A 20,278-nucleotide genomic window follows, 5' to 3' on the forward strand; every position below is an offset into this window, starting at 1 on the left:
CCAGCGATTGTCGACCGCGTCAATAGATCATTCCAATCAGTTTCTGTGTCATTTAGGTGGCCCGTCGCAAGCCCCCACCAATCCCCGCACTTGTGCTCGCCACCACCCACGGTTCCTGGGGCGAGTCCACACCAGGTGAATGATTCTCCTTTTTGAACGACTTCCCGCATCTAGTCTACCGAGCCACCAGCAGCGCCGGCGACTCCGTTAGAACCAGCATGAACAGCCAGATTCCTTCCAAACTGTGTTTAAAGTCTTTTGGCTTCAGATTCTGCCAAACACTGTTCTCCGCGACGAATAAGTCTACGCATGATGCGTATCACCACTGGCCCTGTTGGGTTTGCAGCATAGCCTCCTTAGCGGCTGCCTTTCCTGCTACCGCCTATTCCCAATTCTGGGATAAGCCGTTCCGAGCGGATGCGCCGTAGGCTCTGAGGTCTTTCTCGGGCAGTGTGCTAGACCATCGGGGTCGGTGAAGGCTAACGGGTTGTTGCCTGCGTAGGCGTAGGGGTTCCCGTCCCAGCCTGAGCCCACCACCGCCGCGTATCCACCACACCGCGAAGGAGCAGCCCATACCCGGCCGAAAGCGAGGGCCCCCAGCGGCGTCGAGCGCTTGCCTTGACTGTGGCGGATCCTGCACGCCCATCAGGTCCCCGGCCACCGACCACTCCCACACATACGCGGCCGGGGCAGCGGAAGCGGAAGCGGAAGCGGCCCAGAGAAGAGCTCAAGCGCGGCAAGGAAGGCATCTGCACACGCACCATGCACCCACAGATCCCGGTGCGGACTGTTGGCGCTGTCATAGGTGCACGCCCCGTCCGCACCCTCGTGGTCCCCCAGCACAGGGACGTGCATTTTCCGCACGTGCTCGCATGCGCGTTTGGTCGCGACGGTGTCCCCGCCAGCGCGCCGGGGTGCAGGGCCTGGACCAGCAAGGCGCGGATCCCGGCGGCGATCGGTGGCGTGCAGGCTGGAGCGTAGGCGGGTGAGCGGGTCCCAGGCCATGAGTGGGTTGGCCGATCAGTCGATCGTCAGCTCGCCCATCAGGTCCCAGCCCTGGCCCTCCACCGTCCGCGAGACGATGCGGGGCGTGCGCGCCAGCAGCGGGCGCATGCTCTCCAGGCCGTCCTTAAAATGCTGTGAGTTCACGTGGTCGGCGGCCGCATCGTCTGCAAAGGCCTCCACGAGCACAAATTCGTGGGGGTCCTCCACGGATCGTGACCACTCAAAGAAGATGTTGCCGGGCTCGGCGCGCGTGGCCTCGGTGAAGGCTGCCGTCGCGTCGATGAAGTTCTCCGCGGATTCTGGCTTGACCTGGTATTTCACAACAATGAAGATCATGCACCCAGCTTAGGGACTTTTGCGTGGCCGGGCATCCTCGGCGTGCCTGCCCCGGCCTTGGCCCCGGCGGCGGTCGCGCGCAGCGCTCACGAACATCCACGCCGCGTAGGCGAACAACGCCCCCACCGCGACCGGCACCACCACAGCGCGCCACGGCCCGGTGACATACGTGGCAACCCACCCGATCCACGGCAGCGCGTACCACAGCTTGCCGCGCACCTGGACGGGCTGCACCGGCGCCGGATCCGCCACCGGGTTGTGATCACCCTGCGTGATGAAGAGCAGCTTGCCGTCCGCCGCGCGCAGCTGCTGCGTGATGCGGTGGGTCACCACCGCGGCCTCGCCACTGCGCAGTTGATACGTCACGACGTCGCCCGGGGCCAGTTCCTCCGGCGGCGTTGGCCGGATCACGACCATGGTGCCCGGCGGGTAGGCGGGCTCCATGGACCCGGTCTGAATGGTCAGAGCGGTGGAGCCGGTCACGGCAGGAATCACGATGGCCGCGGCTCCCACCACCACCGCGAGGCAGAGCACTGCCAGCACGACGCCGGTGGCCAGGACCCGCAACGCCGTTGCCACCGGGCCGCGGCGCGGGGACGGAGGGGTGACGGCGCCGCTTTCGGGGCCGGAAGCCGCGCTCATGCGTGCTCCCCGCGGCGGCGCCGGGCCGCGAGCAACAGGCCCACAGCGCTCAGTCCGCCGCCCAGCAGGACCCACCCCGCGACGTCGGCTCCGGTGTTGACCAGAGAGCCACCCGGCTGCCCCGAGGCGACCGCCGTCGGGGTGCCGCCGGACGGGTCCCAGGGAATGATGGCTGCGCCGCAAGGCGGCGTCTTGTCTTGCGCTGCCGCCGCATCCAGCGCCGCGGCGCGGACCTGGAAACCCATCGACTTGCGCGCGCCGTCGCGACCATCCCGCGCGCCAAGGGTCCGATCGATGGCGATCGAGGCGTCAAAACGCAGGGTCTGACCCGGCTTGATGGTGAGCGACGGCGAGACGACGGCGCAGGTGCCCTTGACCAGGGGATCGCCAAGTGACGTGTTGACGCTGCGTCCATCGACGTTGATGCTCAGCCGGGTGGCGCCGGCCAAGGCGGCCGAGTCGGTCCAGCCATCGGTGAGCTCCAGGCGAAGCTTGCCCACCTGCGCTGAGCCGTTGCGAATCCACACGCGGTCCGTGCCGGAATCGCCTGGGACCACCCGGCCCAGACCGGAAAAGAGCTCCGTGCCGATGGCGCGCTGAAAGTTCTTTCCGTCCTCTGAGACCTCCAGGCCCTTGCCCGGGGTGGCCTGCGCCGCCGGGGCGCCGCCGAGCGCAATGACGGCGCCCATGGCTGCGGTCAGCACGCAGGTCCACACCAACCGGGCGGGCCAGCGGCTGTGACGGCGGGGCTGACGGCGGGGCTGGCTGTGGGGGCGGGGCATCAGCCGTCCCCCGAGACCATGCTCAACGGGCCGCCGAGGAGGCCGGACCGGTTGATCACGAAGGTGAATGCGACGTCCTCTGCGGCGGGGCTGGTCCCCGTGGTCATGACGATGCGCATGTTGATATCGCCCACAGTGACGAGGTAGGAGCCACTGCGCAGAGTGAAGCTGGCCGTGCCCGGGCCGGGGTGCAGCGTCTCCGTTGTGGTCCAGCCCAAGATGGCTTGGTGCTGCACCACCAAGGGGGTGGTGATGTTCTTGATGGGGAGGGTGAGATCCAGACTGTTACCGACCTTGGTCGCGGTGAGCTTGAGCCGGTTGAGGAAGATCTTGGTCCCGGCCGCCGTGCAGTCCACAGTGTTACCGACGTTCAGGGAGCCGAGCTGCACGCACTTCCCGGTTGAAGCCGACACGAGCTGGTAGGTGCCACCGGTGGCCTTCTGCACCATCCAGTGCTGCGTCCCCGCCGCGCTTGCCGTCTGGATATTCATGGCCCCGGCGGCGCTCACGTCAAGATTGCGACCGTGCGCATGCATGGGACGAAGCGTGACCGTCTGGGGGCTGGAACCTGAGACCGGGCGGATTTGCCACGCCTGATTATCATTTTGCGAGCAGTTATAGGAGAGCGCGGCGGTCCCGTTGCCGGTCGCAGACCCGGCAACATCGAGGCACTGTCCACTGCCGGCCTCGTTCACGGACCGGGTGGAGAGTGTGAACCAATCAGAGACGCCCACCGGGCGGTAGTCGTTCGCCGCGGGAAAGATGTCCGCGGTCCTTTGCGTCGCGGTGGGGCTCGTGTCCGTCGCAACCCAACCAGCGACGTCGAGCTTGGCCGTCAGCGTTGCCTCAGCCGTCAGCGTTCCTTGAGTGCTCGCGAGCGTGGAGCGGTCGGCCACGGCCGTGCGCACACAGAACTTTTGGCTCGCGTTGGCGGCCAGAGTTCCCGGAAGATTCAGGCTCAGTGCGGACCAGTTGGCCGACACGGCGCCGGCGCCGGGCTGCGTAGTCGGCTCACACACAGTGGCCGCAGCCACCGGCCAGATGACCAGCGGGAGCTTGGTCGCCAGGCCGCCCGGAGCGGAAATGGAGAGAGAGGCGGTGCCGGCCGCGGTGCTCTCATTCTTGATGGTGAAGGAGCCCGTCTTGCTGAGCGAGGAGTGCGTGTTGATGAAGTCACTGCCGAAGATCGCGGGGAAATTACTCTGCGTGATCTTCACGACGGGCGTGGTGACCTGCGCCGTCGCGTTGGCGGACGCGGACCAATACGCCCATGCCGTGCCGCCCCCAAAGACCGCCGAGCCCAGCAACAACCCCACAACTAGTCCGGTCAGGCTGCGGCGGCGCCTGCCCAAGGTACGGCGGCTCAGGGCGCGGCGTCCCCAAGAACCGGGGCTCTGACGGGGGGTTGGGGAAGGCATGCTCACGGCTTCTGTTGGGTGGTGAGTTTGATCGTGACGGAAACTCCCTGGCCGGACTGCGAGGCAGGGGTGGCCGGGTCAAGGGAGAACTCGACGCAGTAGAACTTGCTCTGGCCCGCGGCCAGAGCATCCAGGTTCGCCGCCGTGTAGCCATCGATCTTTGCCCGCGTTCCACCCAGACCCGTGGTGCACGCCCCGGCGGAGGCCACCGGCGTGAGGCGCGCAAAGGTGTAGTCGTTGATGGCCTGTGAGCTGGCTGCCGACATCGAGGCACCCAACGTCGCCGCAACGTCGCCCAGGTTGCTGACCTGGAACGCCACCGCGCGCGACGTGCCGGGAGTGAGGCTGACAGAGCCGAGGCCCGCCGTACCCGCCCCGTTGACCCGCAGGTCCATGGAACCGGCTTGGACCGTGGCGCCGGGCAGGCGCGTGCCAGCGTTCAGGAGCGCATAGCTCCCTCCCGCCGCGGAAATGCCCACGACCGTGCACGCCGCAACGAGCGCCGTGCCCACGATGAGGCGCCTCAAACGCCTGCGGTCTTGGCGGTACTTTCGGTCGCCGCTGATCTTCTTGGCGGCATGTCGGCCGGACATCTCACTCCCTCCCAGCCCTCGGGACGCGGGGCGAACCCGCGTCCCGATGAGCGGCGCCAAGGGGCTCGACGCCGCCGCTGGCGATCAAGGAGTGCTGGTGCCGTCCACCTGGGTGGCGCTGATGGCAAACTGCGACAGGTTCACCGCACCCTTCTTGGCGGGGTTGTCCTGGGCCGGGGAGCCAGCAGCGCCAAGCGGCCAGTCAAGGGTCACCGCGATCTGCACGTCATACGTGCCGGCCGTGTTGCTCTTGTGCTTGATCGTGGCAGTCTGCCCGGCTGCCCCATTGATGTTGTAAGCCGCGGTCTGGGCGATGCGACCGGCGAGGGCCACATCCTCCGCCTTGCCGGGGGTTGCCGCGGCGATGGAACCGTCAGCCACGTCCGCCTTGAAGACCAGATTCTGGCCCTGGGCGGTCACGGAGTACGTGCCGGTGTAGACCAGCTTGTCGCCCGGAACCAGCCGTACTGCTGCGATGTCCGCAACGGCCGTGTCCGCACCCGAGGTGTGCTGGATGGTCCAGGTGGGGGCGGTCTTCTGCGCCAGGCGCAGGTCACCGGCTGTGATGGTGGTGGGGGTGCCGACATTCACGGAGTCGTTCCACAGCGCAAGCGAGCCGCCGGTGCCCAGTAGCAGCGCGACTGCGGCGGTGGCGGCAATAGCGCCCTTGGTGCTCTTCTTCATGGGGGGTCCTGTCTCAGGGGGGCAAGGCAGGGCTGAATCGCTGGCCAGGGGGAGGCTTGCGGGGTCCTGATATTTGCCGGGGGGTCGAAGACTCCATTAAGACATATATTTCAGTTTTTTGGAAGCACAGCTTAGTGGTGATAGCAGGAGATGCCATCCGCCCAGCTGCACTGCTTGCGCCCGGTGGGCGGAGCCGGCGCGGGCTTCGGGGCTGGCGTAGACGCTTGGCTGGACTGAGTCGGCGGGACGGTAACCGGCGCGCTGGTAGAAGGCGCCGGGACGTCGGTCGGGACCGCGCTCTTGGGGGTCGAGGATGGCGTGGTTACCGGCGCCGGCTTGCTTGCCTGCGGGGTCCTGGTCGCCGGAGCAGGCCTGGTGGCCGGTACCGACCTGGTTGCCAGCGGGGTCCGGGCCGCTGACTGGCTGCCGGCCTCAGAGCGCGTCGGTGACGCCACGGCGTCGTCCGTTGTTGGCTCCGGTGACCGAGTCGGCGCGGCGACGCTCGGAATCGCTGGCTCCGCCGTGTTGCCGCGCGTGGGAGCCGAACTCAAGGGCGGAGCGAGCGACGCGGCCGTCGGAGAAAGGGGCGGCGCCAGCAGACCACCCATCAGGAGACTGCCGCCCACACCGAGCGCAACGACGCCCACACCGACGCCCACCTTGGCCCCCGTCGGCGCGGCCGCCACCTTGTCGGAGAGCGCGGCCAAGCCTGCGGGGTTTAACGACTGCCCCGTGGGCTGGAGCGCCTGGACAACCAGGGCACCGGGCTCGGCCCAAGCGAAGGCCGCAAACGCCGCAGGGAACAACACCACCAAACGATCCGCCGCGCCCTGCGCCTCCCGAACGCGAGACGCACAGAAAGCGCAGCCATCCACGTGCGACCAGAATTTCTTGGCCCGACCCGGCTTGCGCCGGCGGCCCATCGCATAGGGGGCGTCCGCCAGAGTGAGCCGACAGAGCTCCGGGGCATCAGCGAGATCAAGATGCGCCGCAAACCAGCGAGACTTGAACTCATTCTTGGCCCGATACAGCCGCTGAGAAGCGCTTTCTGGAGCAAGCCCCAGGGAACTCGCAATCTCAGCGATGCGGCGCCCCTCCTCAAGGTTCAGCGTGAGGAGGAGCCGATCTGACGCGGAAAAGGAGCCCAAGATGGCCTCCACCAGCATGCCCACTTCCAGGCGCTGCGGCTCATGGCGCACCGGCGCCACCAGGTCCAGCTGCTCGTGTTCCACGGGCTGGCTCTGCTCAGCTTCCGCGCGTTGGCGACCAATCTCGCGGCGCAGCGACTGAAAAACATAAGCCCGGAAAAACTGCTCAGGGCCCTTCCCCGCAATCAGCGCGCGCAGCGTGCCCTCCATGACGCTACTGAGCGAATCCTCAGCCTGCTGGATGGGCAGGCGCTTGGCCGCATAACCCAACAACTGGCCGTGATAGCGATTCCACAGCACCTCGAAGACCTCAAGGTCACCCGCCCGGACAGCGCGAAGCAACTCCCGGTCAGAGACCGCCTCAGTGGATGCGCGCGCCACCGTCAATCCGCCGTGCTGCATATCTCGCTCTTCCCCCGGTTTTGTTCTGACTGTTCGGGCCGCCCCATGTGGCCCCTGCGCACCCCACGCTCTGCATGGGTACATCCGCTTGAACAATCGAACAGAACTTTACCCAGCAACCTGGGCCATGAATAGAGCGGGCGCTACACCGGAGCCTGTGCGCCGGGCCGGCGGGCCGGCGGGCCGCGGGGTCGCGGGCCGGCGGGCCGCCTCAGCAGGAGTGGGTTCGGAGGGTGTGGGCCCAGGGGCGTGGGCTCAGGCCGTCCCGCCAGAGAGCAAGTACACGGCAATCGCGAGCGGCGCGATCGCCAAGGCGACGAGCACCGCGGTGCCGCCGGCCCAGCGGCACCCCTTGCGCAGGGCTGCGTACAACCCGCTGCCAAGGGCCAGCAGGCCCACGCTGCAACTGACCAATCCCAGCGCGACGTACACGCCGGCGCTGGGCGGCCACTGCTCACTGGGCAGCTCAAAAAGACCGCGACCGTAAAGGAGCTGAGCCTGAACATTTGCGCCCGCAATAGCCGCTGCTGTGGCCACAGTGACCGCCAGGGCGACCGCCGCCATCACGATCGAAAGTGCCCCGAGCGGGTGTACTGCTGCGAATGCCGGAGGCCGCGCCGTGCCCTGTGCTGCCAGTGTCGCGTCCATGGTTTCCACCCTTCCCGAGTGGCCTCCCCTTTTCATCCATCCAAGGGATGAGTTTGGGAGGGAGGTCATGGTTGGTCTCGCCGCGCCATCTCAGCCCTGGGGTAGAGACGGTGGCACGGGTGGGAGGATGCTGGGTTTGAGCGGCGGGCTCTGCGGGGTTGCGGTTGACGTTGGGTCAACTCATATTCTGTTGTTCACCGGGTGCAATGAGGCGAGCCGGGGCGGGTCGTGGGATGCCTGGGGGCGGGGTTGCCATGCGAGGGCTCCGGCAAACGAAAGGGGGCATACATGGAGTATCCGATGCGCGAGGTGGTCCGGAGCACCGGGGTCACGAGCCGCGCGCTGAGACACTACGACCGGCTGGGCCTTCTTCACCCCAGCTCCACAGGCACCGGCGGCGAGCGCAGGTACGACGAATCCGCATTGTTGCGCCTGCAACGACTCCTGCTCCTGCGGGAAGTGGGCCTGCCCCTGGAACGCATTCGCTCGGTTCTGGACCGGGAGACAGATCACGAGGTGGCCCTCGTTGAGCATGTGGCGTCGCTGCGCGCCGAACGTTTACGACTAGCAACACAAATCAGGGCAGTGGAAACAACCATCACTGCTCTGCGAGAAAAGAGGGGACTCAGCATGAATGAGATGTTTGAGGGATTTGACCACGAACAACACTCGGCGGAGGTAAGCCGGCGCTGGGGGCCGGCAGCCGCGCACGCTTCCCACAACTGGTGGGCGGGGCTGGACTCCACTGAACGCCACGATTGGCAGCGGGAGGTTGCGGAGCTCAGCCAGGCCTGGGGGCAAGCGGTGACGGCGGGAGCCGACCCGCGCGGGGAGGAAGCTCAGGCGTTAGCAGCCCGCCACATCAGATGGCTCACCTCGGTGCCGGGCACTCCTGCCGCTCAAGCGGCACAAGAGGCCCGTGCGGCCAGGGAGAGCTGGGACGCTGCTAGTGCCGGGGAGACCGGGGCTGCCGGAGAATCCCTGGAATCCGAGGGGGCCGGCGCTCAAGCCACGACTGCCGAAGCAGAGGCGATCGCGGCGGCCGAACAGACCCTGCGCAGCTATGTGCTTGGCCTGGCCGATTTGTACGTCTCCGATCACCGGTTTGTAGCAACCTTTGGTGGGATGCCGGGCACCTCATTTATTCGTACCGCCTTGCGGGCTTACTTCGGGGAGAACTGAGCCGGCGACGCTGGGGAACACATCTGGGGGCGATTTGCCCAAGGTCAGGGGATGATGTTGCGAGGACCAGGCGGTGCCGGCCGGAAACGAGCGAGCGCACCACCAGAGACCGCAGGGCGGGGCGCTTCCCGCGCGAGAGCACCACCCCTTCAGTGCACCCAGCCCCGTAGCCGTATCCGTATCAGTGGCCTTTGCCCGTCGTCCGTTGCCCGTTGCCCGTTGCCCGTTGCCCAGGAGTCAGCTTGAACCTCGATCCACGCGTTGTTTTCGACACCGTTGACCTCACGGGCGTCATCGCGAACGCCATCCTGGGTGGCGTGGTGGCGCGCAGCCTCAAGCTCGACGCCGTCGGCTTCGTTTTCCTGGCGATCATCACTGCCCTGGGTGGCGGGCTTCTGCGCGACACTCTGCTCAACGTGGGGCAGCCTGTGGCTCTGACCAACCCGCTGTACCTGGTCTTTGCTCTGGCCGGCGCTGCGGTTGCGTACTTTGTCCCCATCCGTGGGCGGTGGACTCAGAGGATCCTGACCGTTGCCGACGCACTCTCCTTGGGGTGCTGGGCCGCCACTGGAACTGCCAAGGCCCTCAGCGCGGGGCTGACGTGGCTTCCGGCGATGCTCATTGGGCTGGTCACCGCCGTGGGCGGCGGCATGATTCGGGACCTGCTCGTGGGCCGGATTCCGGCAGTGTTCGGAGGCAATACGCTCTACGCCACAGGAGCTCTGATCGGTGCGGCGGAGATGACCATCTTCTGGCACGTAGGGCTGACCACCTGGGGCATGGGGGCCTCGATCGTCTCTGTGGCAGTGCTCACCGTCTTGGCGCGCCGTTTTGGTTGGCGACTCCCTGGCCCGGCCCAGTGGTTGGAGGACTGGTCGCCGCGACGACTCCCCACCCTCTTGCGCCGGCGCGGCTCACCTCGCGGCCTTGCCGAGCAAGGGCTTGGCCCCGCGACAGCAGCGACGGCAGCGACGGCCACCGAGGCAGCAGCAGCCACGGCGCCTGGCACTGCGGAGCACAACGAAGCCGTGGAACGGTTAGGGTCCCAACGTCAGCGGCTCACGCCCGCGCGGCTCATGCGTATCCGCGGTCGCGGCGGCTCACGTCAGCGTCGGGGCTGACGGCACGGTGAGGGGCGCAGCGAAGTACGCAGCCCGCCTGTCACGGGGACATCCGCCCGGACAGCCGCAGCGCGTCCCTGGCCAGCGCGACCACGTCACCATCGGTAAACATCACCTCGGTGTGGCCACCGCCTGGCCCCGCGGGGTCACCCTGACGGAAGGCCTTCGCGGACAGGTGGATTGAGTCCACGCCCGCCGCGACCAGCTCCGGGATCGCCTCTAGTGTCAGGCCTCCTCCGGCCATGATCTGGATGCGCCCGGCAGCCACCTCCACCATGCGGCGCAAGACGTGCAGCCCGTCCCCTGAGACCGGCGCCCCGCCACTGCTCAACACCCGCACGCAGCCCAGGGAGATCACCGCGTCCAGCAACTCCTCGGGTGAGCTCGCGACGTCGATGGCCCGGTGAAACACGACGGGAAGCCGGCCTGCGGCAGCCATCATCCGCCGCATCACGTCAAGATCTACGCGGCCTGCTCGGGTGAGGGCACCCAGGACGACTGCTTCAACCCCGGGTATCCCTGCCAGGGCCTCGAGGTCCGCTTCCATCACGGCCACCGCGGCCTCGTCGTACACAAAGCCGCCCTCGCTGGGCCGTACCAGAACGCACACACCCACCGGCTCGTGGGCCGCCTCAAGAGCCACAGCCGCACAGACCGCTTTCACCAAACCGATCGATGGGGTGAGGCCCCCGGTTGAGGCCAGGGCGACGCAGAGCTCCAGCCGATCCGCGCCGCTGCGCACGGCCGCAATGGCGCCAGCAACATCCTGCACGGCGATTTCTAGCAGGACGGGATCACGCTGTTTCCGGGAGGTCATCACACCAGTGTCCTGGATGGGGCCTGGCCGGACCAGAGCACCTCACATCTCTCAGCCGAACTCCGCTGAGAGGACTCCCCTATGCCGCAAACGAGAGGGGCGCGTAGTCCGCGGTGTGCGTGGAAATCACGCGCCACGGTGTTCGCGGTGGTCCGCCGCGCGGTCCGCTGGGCACGGGCACCGGCTCCACCAGCAGATGCCCTCGGTGCACCTCGTGATGATGAAAATTGCACAGGAGGATGCCGTGATCCAAGTCCGTGGGGCCGCCCTCTGCCCAGGGCACCACATGGTGGGCCTCGCACCAATCCGGTGGCGCCGTACACCCCGGTGCGCGGCAGTGCCGGTCCCGGACGATGAGGGCCTTGCGTTGATGCGGCGAGAAGTGCCGGCGTTTACGTCCCAACTCCAAGGGCTCCCCGCCATCGCCTGTGACCAGGTACTGCACGTTGTCATTGCAGAGCAGCGTGAGTGCCTCGCCCACGGGGATCACCCGGTTACTGCGTGAGACCCTCGCAAAGCGATCATCCAGCGCGGAGAGCGCATCGGCCCATTGCGGACCCGCCGGCCCCGCCGGCCCCACCGGTCCCGTCGCACCCGTCACGAGGGGCGCGGGCTCGGCGGCCTGATGGCGCGCCAACGCCTCGGCGCTCAAAGTAATGACGAGTGTGGGGGCGGCGCCGTGGTTGGTGGGAGAGTCCACCCCGCGTGCATGGTGGTCAAAAATCATGTGCAGCACGTCGAAGCTGATTTGCTCCCGGCTTCTGATTTCATCCTGCGCAGCCGGGCCAACCGGAGCCCCCGGAGCCGTCTGGACGTCATCCGGAGACTCCGGGCCTCCCGGCCGGCGGCGTGGGCTGGTGTATGCGTCCAAGAGGCTCAGCAACGCTGCGCCCTCTGTTTCGGGAGCGAACCCTGAGATGTCGTATCCGCCGCCCTTGGCGTGGCTGAGGCGCAGGGAGCGGGCCCGGACCTGCGTGGCATAGTCCGGCTCCACCCGTTCCGGCCTCATGGCGACGGCCCAGTCCTTGGCCTGATCTCGCAAGTGATGCACCTCGAGACGGCGCCCACCCCACACGTCCCTGTCATACACCGGCTCTGGCTCGCCCGGTGCGCGTTGCGTGAGATCCACCCGCCCGCCCGTCGCCTGCGCCACCAGGGCCGCCTCGCTGTGCGCCAAGATCCCGGTGGGCGCCTCGGTCGGCTCCTCCTCAGGCAATTCCTGGTGCACCACCCAGGCCTGTTCTGAGGACAACTCCCCGCGTTGCAGCGCCGCAGCCAGGGCCGGCCGCGCTGCTGGCCGCGCAGGATGCTCGGCATCCGCGGCAAGCGCGCGGGTGGCCGAGGCCAACTTCAGGAGCGTCTCAGCCTGGAAAGCGCGCAGGCCAAAGAGCTGCATGAGCTGGCCCTTGGGTGTGCGGAACCCCATACGCATGTCGAATGATTCAAAGGGATCACGGGCCGGGCGTCCGCTGGAATCCACCATCCCGCTGGGGCCTGAGCTGCGCGCAAGCAAGGCGGCGGCCATCTCCACCTGCAGCCCCACCACGGCCCGCGAGAGGTCCGCGATGGTGCCAAGCCAACCGGCCAGTTCTTCATCCGAGAGGTGCTCCCATGCCACCGCGCCGGGGGCCAAGACGGCCCTGGTCGTCGCAAGGGCGGAGTCAAGCGCCACTCGGTCCGGCACTGCGCGTTCCGGGTCCATGCCCCCGCTTGCTTGACGTTCCACCGTGCACCCCCTGGCCGATTCGTGCCGCCCTCGCGACTCCCCTCAGCATGACGGCACTCATGGGCGCCGTGTCCAGAAATGCTCCGGCCTGTGGACGACACGCTCAAGAATCGCATCATCCACAGGCCGGGCTCCCTCACACCTTCTGTAGTGCTACCGGCTCCGGCGCCACCGTCAGGATCACAGCTTCACCGGGCTCGTAGTCATCATCGGCGCCGTGCTGCACCGCAATTTCCTCGGATCCTCCCGCCGCGTCCACCTCGAGCTTCACCACGGTTCGCCGCAACGACCCCAGGAACCCGGAAGACACCACGGTGCCCGGCATGCCGTGGCCGTCGCCCGCGAGCGCGCCACCAGCGCCACCGGAACCGGCACCAGCACCACCAACCCGCTCCACCCTCACATGCTCCGGCCGCACAAACGCCATGACCTCGTCCCCCACAGAGGCCCCGTCGAGGGACCCCACGGGCAGCACCCGGCCGTGCACCAGCACGCCGTCTGCCTGAACCACTCCGCGCAGCCGGTTGGAGAGGCCCACGAAGTTCGCCACGAACGGCGTCGCGGGCTTGCGGTAGAGCTCTTCGGGCGTGCCCAGTTGTTCAATGCGCCCGCCGTTCATGACGGCGACGCGGTCGGAGATGGCCAGGGCTTCCTCCTGGTCGTGTGTCACGAACACGGTGGTGATGCCGAGTTCGGTGACGATGGCGCGGATCTGTTCGCGCAGCCTCACGCGCACCTTGGCATCCAGCGCGGAGAGCGGCTCGTCGAGGAGGAGCGCCTTGGGTCGGGTGACGAGTGCGCGGGCCAGTGCCACGCGCTGTTGCTGGCCGCCGGAGAGCTGGTGCGGGAAGCGATCTTCGAACCCCTCCAGGCCTACGACTCGCAGCGAGTCCTCCACGCGGGTGTCCCGAGCGGCGCGGGGCACGCCGCGGCGTTCCAGCCCAAAGGCCACGTTTTTGGCGACGGTCAGGTGCGGAAAGAGTGAGTAGGCCTGGAACACCATGCCAATGTCGCGCTTGTTGACCGGCACGGCAGAGACGTCTTCGCCGCCGATGAGCACGGCGCCGCCTGACACCTCCTCCAGCCCCGCCAGGCATCGCAGCGCGGTGGTTTTGCCGCAGCCGGAGGGGCCCAGCAGGCAGACCAGTTCCCCAGGCTGCAGTTCAAGGGTCACGCCGTGCAGCACCGTGGTGCTGCCGTACTTTTTCACGACCTCTACGAGGCTCACTGCGGCGCCAAGGCCCTCAGTGCCCGACGACGCGTGGTCGCCACCGCGGGTGGGCTTCACTCCGCCGGCGGCGTGGTTTGTGGTGGTGGCGTCAGCGGGCATGGGGGCCCTCCTTCGGGGAAGCGGGGCCGGCGGCCGCGCCACCGGGATGGGGAGTTTCGGGCAAGGACGCGGGACCGGGACCAGCATGAGGACCGGAGTCAGGAACAGCGGCGCCAACGGGCACGCCGGGAAGTGCGGGAGCCACTGGCGACACAGCTACCTGCGCCCCGCCAGCCCCGCCAACGCCGCCAGCACCGCCAGCACCCCGACCGCCGCGCACCTTGCGCGGCTTGCCGGTGAGCACGCCCACCAGCACCAGCAGGGCAAAGATCACGATGAGCGAGAGCAGGGACATGGCCACGGCCCCGAAGGGGTCGGTTTGGTTGAGCTGGAGCAGCCCCACCTGGAACGTGCGCCGGCTCAGCAGCGAGGACACGGTGAATTCGCCCAGCACAATCGCGATGGTCAGCAGGGAGGCGTTGAGGAGCCCGCGGCGCACGTTGGGGGCAATGACCCGCAGCAGCACGGTGAACCAGTTGGCCCCGAGAGACCTGGCCGCCTCGGAGAGGGTCCGTGCGTCCACGCCGTTCAGGTCCGTCGCGATGGCGCGGTAGGCAAAGGGCAGCACCAGCACGCCGTAGGCCAGGAAGAGGGGCCAGGTCTCGGAGGAGATGTTCTTGCCGATCCAGCGGTACACGGGCGCAAAGCCGACCACCATGACGATCGCGGGGATCGCGATGGGCAGGATGGTGAGCAGGTCAAGGCCGCGTTGTAGGCGGGGGAACTTCAGGTGCACCAGCACGATGGTGGGGAAGATCAGCACCAACACAATGACCAGGACAAGCAGCGCCAGCAGCAAGGAGTTACCGAGCCCGCGGAACATGGCGCGGTACTTGCGCGCGTTCTCAGGGTCAAAGAGCGCCTGCCAGTGCTCCAGGCCGTACCCGCCGCCCGTTTGCCGCAGCGTGAATTCCAGCATGCCAAGGAGCGGGAAGAGGAAGAGCACGGTGACGAGCGCCAGGATCAGGCGGCGCAGCCAGGGGCGCGGGGCGGTTCCCACGGAGAGGTTGCGGCTCATCGCTGCCACCTCGCGGCCTTCTTCATGAGCAGTGAGTAGACGACCATGACGATCGCCATGACCACCACCATGCCAAGCGCCAGGACGCCGGCGGAGTTGGCGTTGGATGCCCCGGTCTCGCCGATCAGTGCGGCGCGCACCTGCAGGGGCACAATCTGTGAGCCCTGGGAGATGAGGGCGGCGGCGGTGGCGTAGGAGCTGAAGGCGTTGGCGAACAGCAGCAGTAGCGCGCCGAGGAAGGACGGCGCCAGGACCGGGAACCCGACCTTGGTCCAGTAGGTCCTGCGGGTCCCTCCCAGCGTGGCCGCGGCCTCCGCCCACTGGGGACGCAGCCCCTCCATGGCGGGCAGGAAGGTGATGATCATCAGCGGGACCTGGAAGTACAGGTAGGGCAGCACCAGACCGGGCACCGTGTAGAGCCAGTTGCCGTTTGCGTAGAGGTCCACGCCCATCTTGTCCCGCAGGAACACGGTGATGAAGGCCTGCATGCCGATGCTGACCATGAACGCGAAGGCGAGCATGACGCCGCCGAATTGCGCCAGGACGGAGCTGGCGGCGTCCATCATTCGCCGGATCCAGCCGTCTTTCTTCACTCCGGTCAGGGCCCAGCACGCCAGCGCGCCGATGACGGCGCCGAGCACGGCGGTGAGCAGGCTCAACCAGGTGGAGGACCAGAATGTCTGCCACACCACGGGGTTTTGGTAGACGGAGAAGTTCTCCAGGGTGAAGCGCCCGGCCTTGTTCGTGAAGCCGCTGGCGACGGCCAGCAGGGTGGGCAGCGCCAGGAATAACAGGATGTATACGGCAAACGGCATCAAGCCGAGTGCCGAACTAATTCGTCTCATGAGCCTCAACTACTCCGGGGGCGGGGAGGGTGGGGGGAATGCCAGGTGCCCGACGGCGTGTGGTGGCGTTGCGTGCTGCAGCCCACCACACGGCGTCGGGCAGTGATCTTGGCGGCGCCGCGCGCAGTAGCGCGCCGCGCGGCACAGCCGAGGGCGGCGGGCCGTGAACCGGCCCGCCGCCCTCAACTGATCACTTGGAGATTTCTGGCCAGCGCTCGGTGAGGAGCTTGTTGGCCTTGTCGGTCTGCTCGACGTTCGCGGAGACCCAGTCTTTGGAGGTGGTGCCGAAGGTGGCCTTGTTCAGCGCGGCCTCATCCACGGCGCCGGACTTCTTCAGGGCATCCACGCGCACGGGGACGGCGTTGCCCTCCAGCAGCAACTTCTGACCCTCGTCGGAGAAGATGTATTCCTGCCACAGGCGTGCGGCCGCGGGGTGCGGGGCATCCTTGTTGACGGCCTGGTTGTAGAAGGAGACGTACGCCTTGCCCGGCAACACCGCGGTCTTGAAGTTGGGGGACTTGGCGGCCGCGGCGACGTTGTTGTAGGACCAGTCGAGGACGACCGGGGTCTCGCCGGAGGCGATGGTGCCCGGGGTCGGGTCCACCGTGAGGAAGTTGCCCGCATCCTTGAGCTTCTTGACCCAGTCGATGCCGGGGCCAAAGTCGTCCGGGCTGCCGCCGTTCAGGGTGGAGATGGAGCCCACGGCCGCGAAGGCTGCGCCGGCCTGGGTCGGGTCGCCGTTGATGGCGACCTTGCCCTTGTAGTCCGCGCCGAGCAGGTCTTCCAGCTTCTTGGGCTCGGGGACCTTGGAGGAGTCGTAGCCCACGGACATGATGCCCGTGTAGTCGTTGACCCAGAGGCCGGTGGACTCCTTGTTTGCGTCCGGGATGTCTCCCCAGGTCGCCACCTTGTAGGCGGCAAACTGGTCGGTGTTGGCCAGGGCAACCGCAGCGCCGAGGTCAAAGACGTCCGGCGCAGTCTCCGTTCCGGCCTGGTCCTTGGCGGCCTTGATTTCCTCTGCGGAGGAGGCGTCGGGGATGTCGGAATTGATGGTGATTCCGTACTTTTCCTCGAAGCCCTTCTTGATGGCGCCGTAGTTGGCCCAGTCGTCCGGCAGCGCCACGACGTTGAGCTCCTTTTCGGCCTTGGCGGCCTCCACGAGCTTGTCCATGCCGCCAAAGGACTCGGCGCTGGTTGCGGTCTTGGCATCCGTTGATCCGGAGCCGCCGCCCGCGGTGTCAGAATCGCCTGATCCACAGGCGGTGAGGGAACCTGCCAGCGCGATAACCGCGGCTGTGGCAAGGAGAGAACGACGCTTCACTGGGGATTTCCTTCCATCGGCAAGAGGGACCGCCCGGGGGTAGGGCCTTCGATGGTGATCCTCAAGAGATCGAGCGCATCGTGTCCGTCACCCCTGGTCTAATACCGCAAAACTACGGATCGACCTCACCCAGGTGACGGGCAGGTGAACGGATTTTCGGCAAGGGGTTTTCGCCGATTTGATGGCCTATCAAGCGCCACAGGATCGACGAATTACCCACTCCAGTGACATCCCAACAAAATGGCCGGTTTATCCAACCATGACAACGTGAGGCTGAGCGTCTCGGCTAGGCCGGACGGGTCAAACATCCCCGCCCAAGGCAGTCACCCCATGGCTACATTCATCTCAAAAAAATCATCGCCGGCCCCGCGGCGCGGCGTCACCAATCGCCGTCAACGCCTCCGGAAGCGTTCCATTCAAGTGAAAATCCCCGACGGACCTCGCCCGGAAGCTCAGAGGGTTGTGCGTGGCGATGGTTTGGGCGTTGCGCCAGTGCCGATCCAGTCCCTTTGACGTGCTTGTCGCGGAGGCGCCCACGGTCTCAAAGAGCTGCTGGGCCGCGCCAAGCGCCAGCTCCGGCACCAGCACCTGGGCCTGCTCCACCGCAATCTCCCCGAGGATCAGCTCATACGGCGGCTGGCCCTGAAAGTCGTGCTGATCCGCTCCGGCCAGGGCCAGCGCTGCCAGCGCCTCATCCAGCGCCCGAGCGGCGGCAAGCACCGCGGCCTCGGCACCAAAGGCCTTGGCGGAGAGCCGCCCCACCGCCTCCTGAATCAGCGGATCCTCTCGGAAGGGCACCCCGGATCCGGTGTTGAAGGTGCGCTTGCGCACCGCGATGGTCGCCACTGCGTCGCGCCGCGCCGCGCGGGCAATCCCCGCCAGGACGGCCAGGAGTACCAACTGGAAGAAGGCGGACTCGTGGACGGACTCCGGAGAGTTCTCCGCGCACTCAAACAACGCCTCAGGGGGCACCCGAACCCGGTCAAAGGTGGTGGTTCCTGTGCCGGTGAGCCGCTGGCCAAAGCCGTCCCAGTCGTCCTCAATGCTGACACCGGCGGCGTCCGTGGGCACCACGGCAAAGCGCCGCCCTGGCCCGTCCGGATGCGCCGCGGACACGCGGGTGTGATCGCTAAAGATGGTGCCGGTGGAGTAGAACTTGGTGCCGCTGACCTCCCAGCCGCCGCCCCCTTGCCGCAAGGTCGTGTTCAGGCTCCCCAACGCGTTGCCGCCCCGCTCGGTGGAGGCGTTGCCCACCGTCTCTCCCGCGACCACCCGCGGGTACCAGTAGTCCTGGCGTTCGGCCCGCTGGAAGCGCAGCGACTCAACAAATCCCAGGTGGGATCGGTAGAGCTGCGCCACGTTGGAGTCCGCCTCGGCGACGTCGATCAGGATCCGCACCAGGGTCTCTACGGTGGCCCCCGCCCCGCCGTACTCAGTGGGGACGCGCAGCGCGCCAAAGCCCAGTTCGTCCAAGGTATCCACCGCCTCGAAGGGCAGTTCGCGATGCAGCTCGCGTTCCAAGGATCCGGCTGCGATGAGCGCCAGCGCGGGAGAGAAGCGCAGCGAGGCTTCCTCGTAGCTGATGGGCTTGGTGCGGGAAGGCCCGCGGGTTCCGCGTGTGGGGGTGACGCTCATGCCGCTCCTGGTTCGTCGCACCGACGAAAGGACAGTGAGCGCACGCCGGCCCAGCCGCGTGTGCGGTCCGGACCGAGGGTGAACGTGAGTTCCATCGGTCCTGGCGGAAGCACCCTCCCGCTCAAGGCGGTGATGGTTGCTGCGACGTCGCGGAGCCAGGTCTCTCGGTCGCTCTGGATGGGTGCGAGCCAAGGCCCGCACCCCCATCGTGACGCAGAAAGGCGCCGAGGGTACAGCGCGGCGCGTCACAGAAGGTCTTGATGCGTTGCCCGACGCCGCCGGGTCGGCTTTGCCACGCGGCGTCGCCTCGCCGGGGTCGCCCCTTGGTGACCACCTCCGCACCGCATCAAAAGGGCAACGGAATTGGAACCAACGCCACCGTCCGGCCGCGCGCATTGCACCGTAGGATGCGTGACCAGGCATGTCGCCTTCCACCCCTGGAGGAATCATGAGCTCGGCCCCCTTCACAGCCAGCCCCGCGTCGGGCACAGCATCCCGGAACCCGATGATCTGGCTCAGAGTGCTGCTCTTCATCGTGGTGCACACCCTGGGCCTTTTCGTGGCGCAGCTGGCGCTCCCCTCCGTGTGGTTCTCTCTGAGCCAGGCGCTCTCCCCAGATGGCTCCAACATCGGCCCCACGCTCTTTGGGCTCTTCTGGTCGGTGGGCAACCTCATGCCCCTCTTCCTGGCATCGCTGCTCGCGTGGCTGGTGCCGTATCGGCTGAACCTGCGGGTGCCCGGCGAACGGGTTCATGGGGGCCGCTATGTCGCCTTGGCGCTCATCGGTGCCGTCGCGGTGTTTGCCTGCCTGCTGGCGCTGCCCACCGGCGCGCGCCGATGGGATGAGTCGGGGGCGGTGCTCACCATGCTCGGTGACCAGTCGTTGGGGTGGTTGGTGGCCTTCATCAACGGACTCGGCACCGCCGTCGCCGTCTTTGCCGTGCTCTGGCCGGCGTTGCGTCGCCGGATGGGTCCCTGGGCCGCCGGTGCCTGCGCCGCCCTGACAGTGTCCGTGGCCGGAGTGATTTTTCAGATCGCGGCAACGCTGGACGTGCTGGGTCGCCCCACCCTCCAAGAATCTGCCAGCGCCACTCTGGTGCCGGACTACCTGGGCATGTTCCTACGCATCCTGGCCTGGGTGATCTTGGCGGCCGGCGTCGCGACTCTGGGACGGGGAAGCGCCCCCGGCCGCACCATCGCGCTGGGCGCGCTCGCCGTGAGCGGAGCGGGCTCCGCCGCGAGCGTCGGCGGACTCGCCTGGAGCCTTCCCTTTCCGATGCAAGCCCTGCTCCTGCTGCCGTCGCTGCTGGTGGGGTTCCTCGCCTGGCTCTGGGGCCGCACCGCGAAGCCGGAAAATCCGCAAGCAGCGCCCAACGGCGCGTCGTCAGCGGGTGCCTAGCCTCCTTTTAATCCATGGAAATGATATAAAGGTCTTCCGGCGACTGATCGCACCAGGAGACTCCCATGAGCAACACCAGTAACGCGCCCGCGCAACCGATGGCCCGCCGCGAGCTGGCCCTCAGGCTCGCCATCTTCGTGGTCACCTCTGTGGCGCTGGCACAGCTGGATCCGCTGGATCCGCTGGCGATCCTAAACGACGGCGGGTACTCCCTGAACACCCTGCA

The 20,278-nt window shown here is 67.4% G+C and carries 19 protein-coding genes; 3 read left to right on the forward strand and 16 right to left on the reverse strand.

The features are described from left to right. Positions 1–645 precede the first annotated feature (645 nt). From DWQ67_RS14370 to DWQ67_RS13390, 9 genes are all read right to left on the reverse strand, one after another. Positions 646–1,005, reverse strand: a complete 360-nt coding sequence (locus DWQ67_RS14370) for an oxygenase MpaB family protein (RefSeq protein ID WP_121486112.1) — start codon at positions 1,003–1,005, stop codon at positions 646–648. Positions 1,006–1,020: 15 nt separating this feature from the next. Then, on the reverse strand, positions 1,021–1,341 hold the full coding sequence (locus tag DWQ67_RS13355) for a putative quinol monooxygenase (RefSeq protein ID WP_121486113.1): 321 nt from the start codon (positions 1,339–1,341) through the stop codon (positions 1,021–1,023). A 9-nt stretch (positions 1,342–1,350) separates the two neighbouring features. After that, on the reverse strand, positions 1,351–1,983 hold the full coding sequence (locus DWQ67_RS13360; RefSeq protein WP_121486114.1) for a signal peptidase I: 633 nt from the start codon (positions 1,981–1,983) through the stop codon (positions 1,351–1,353). Further along, a complete protein-coding gene (locus tag DWQ67_RS13365; RefSeq protein ID WP_121486115.1) occupies positions 1,980–2,687 on the reverse strand; it encodes a hypothetical protein in 708 nt (235 codons plus the stop codon). Before DWQ67_RS13365 ends, DWQ67_RS13360 begins: the two co-directional genes overlap by 4 nt. Positions 2,688–2,764: 77 nt before the next feature. Further along, positions 2,765–4,183, reverse strand: a complete 1,419-nt coding sequence (locus DWQ67_RS13370; protein WP_121486116.1) for an RICIN domain-containing protein — start codon at positions 4,181–4,183, stop codon at positions 2,765–2,767. Between the two features lie 2 nt (positions 4,184–4,185). Continuing rightward, positions 4,186–4,776 carry a hypothetical protein gene (locus tag DWQ67_RS13375; RefSeq protein ID WP_121486117.1) on the reverse strand — a complete coding sequence of 197 codons (591 nt, stop codon included), beginning with the start codon at positions 4,774–4,776 and terminating at the stop codon, positions 4,186–4,188. Between the two features lie 84 nt (positions 4,777–4,860). Continuing rightward, the gene (locus DWQ67_RS13380) at positions 4,861–5,460 is read right to left on the reverse strand and encodes an alternate-type signal peptide domain-containing protein (protein ID WP_121486118.1); all 600 of its coding nucleotides are present in this window, start codon (positions 5,458–5,460) and stop codon (positions 4,861–4,863) included. Positions 5,461–5,591: 131 nt separating this feature from the next. Next, positions 5,592–7,010 (reverse strand): RNA polymerase sigma factor, encoded by a 1,419-nt coding sequence (locus tag DWQ67_RS13385; RefSeq protein WP_158595463.1) that lies wholly within the window; start codon positions 7,008–7,010, stop codon positions 5,592–5,594. A 255-nt stretch (positions 7,011–7,265) separates the two neighbouring features. After that, positions 7,266–7,658, reverse strand: coding sequence for a hypothetical protein (locus DWQ67_RS13390; protein ID WP_121486120.1), 393 nt, complete (start codon positions 7,656–7,658; stop codon positions 7,266–7,268). 288 nt (positions 7,659–7,946) lie between these two features. Between DWQ67_RS13390 and DWQ67_RS13395 the strand changes: the two genes are divergently transcribed. Continuing rightward, entirely contained in the window at positions 7,947–8,840 is an 894-nt protein-coding gene (locus tag DWQ67_RS13395; RefSeq protein ID WP_121486121.1) for a MerR family transcriptional regulator, read from the forward strand. Positions 8,841–9,082: 242 nt separating this feature from the next. Then, positions 9,083–9,961: a trimeric intracellular cation channel family protein gene (locus DWQ67_RS13400; protein WP_121486122.1), complete on the forward strand. Its 879-nt coding sequence runs from the start codon at positions 9,083–9,085 to the stop codon at positions 9,959–9,961. 40 nt (positions 9,962–10,001) lie between these two features. On the opposite strand, the gene DWQ67_RS13405 is transcribed toward DWQ67_RS13400, so the two are convergent. The 7 genes from DWQ67_RS13405 to DWQ67_RS13435 form a co-directional block, all read right to left on the reverse strand. Continuing rightward, complete coding sequence (locus DWQ67_RS13405) at positions 10,002–10,778, reverse strand: copper homeostasis protein CutC (protein ID WP_121486129.1); 777 nt, start codon at positions 10,776–10,778, stop codon at positions 10,002–10,004. A gap of 79 nt (positions 10,779–10,857) precedes the next feature. Then, a complete protein-coding gene (locus tag DWQ67_RS13410) occupies positions 10,858–12,504 on the reverse strand; it encodes an HNH endonuclease signature motif containing protein (RefSeq protein ID WP_147433704.1) in 1,647 nt (548 codons plus the stop codon). A 136-nt stretch (positions 12,505–12,640) separates the two neighbouring features. After that, positions 12,641–13,834 carry an ABC transporter ATP-binding protein gene (locus DWQ67_RS13415; RefSeq protein WP_121486124.1) on the reverse strand — a complete coding sequence of 398 codons (1,194 nt, stop codon included), beginning with the start codon at positions 13,832–13,834 and terminating at the stop codon, positions 12,641–12,643. Continuing rightward, positions 13,824–14,852: an ABC transporter permease gene (locus tag DWQ67_RS13420; RefSeq protein WP_233556105.1), complete on the reverse strand. Its 1,029-nt coding sequence runs from the start codon at positions 14,850–14,852 to the stop codon at positions 13,824–13,826. Before DWQ67_RS13420 ends, DWQ67_RS13415 begins: the two co-directional genes overlap by 11 nt. After that, the gene (locus DWQ67_RS13425; protein WP_121486125.1) at positions 14,849–15,697 is read right to left on the reverse strand and encodes an ABC transporter permease; all 849 of its coding nucleotides are present in this window, start codon (positions 15,695–15,697) and stop codon (positions 14,849–14,851) included. Before DWQ67_RS13425 ends, DWQ67_RS13420 begins: the two co-directional genes overlap by 4 nt. A gap of 190 nt (positions 15,698–15,887) precedes the next feature. Further along, entirely contained in the window at positions 15,888–17,018 is a 1,131-nt protein-coding gene (locus DWQ67_RS13430; RefSeq protein WP_121486126.1) for an ABC transporter substrate-binding protein, read from the reverse strand. A gap of 354 nt (positions 17,019–17,372) precedes the next feature. After that, the gene (locus tag DWQ67_RS13435) at positions 17,373–18,653 is read right to left on the reverse strand and encodes an acyl-CoA dehydrogenase family protein (RefSeq protein ID WP_121486127.1); all 1,281 of its coding nucleotides are present in this window, start codon (positions 18,651–18,653) and stop codon (positions 17,373–17,375) included. A gap of 448 nt (positions 18,654–19,101) precedes the next feature. Here DWQ67_RS13435 and DWQ67_RS13440 point away from each other — a divergent pair, with 448 nt between their 5' ends. Then, complete coding sequence (locus tag DWQ67_RS13440; protein WP_147433705.1) at positions 19,102–20,052, forward strand: hypothetical protein; 951 nt, start codon at positions 19,102–19,104, stop codon at positions 20,050–20,052. Positions 20,053–20,278 lie beyond the last annotated feature (226 nt).

Source organism: Galactobacter caseinivorans (assembly GCF_003640665.1).
Classification (GTDB): Bacteria; Actinomycetota; Actinomycetes; order Actinomycetales; family Micrococcaceae; genus Galactobacter; species Galactobacter caseinivorans.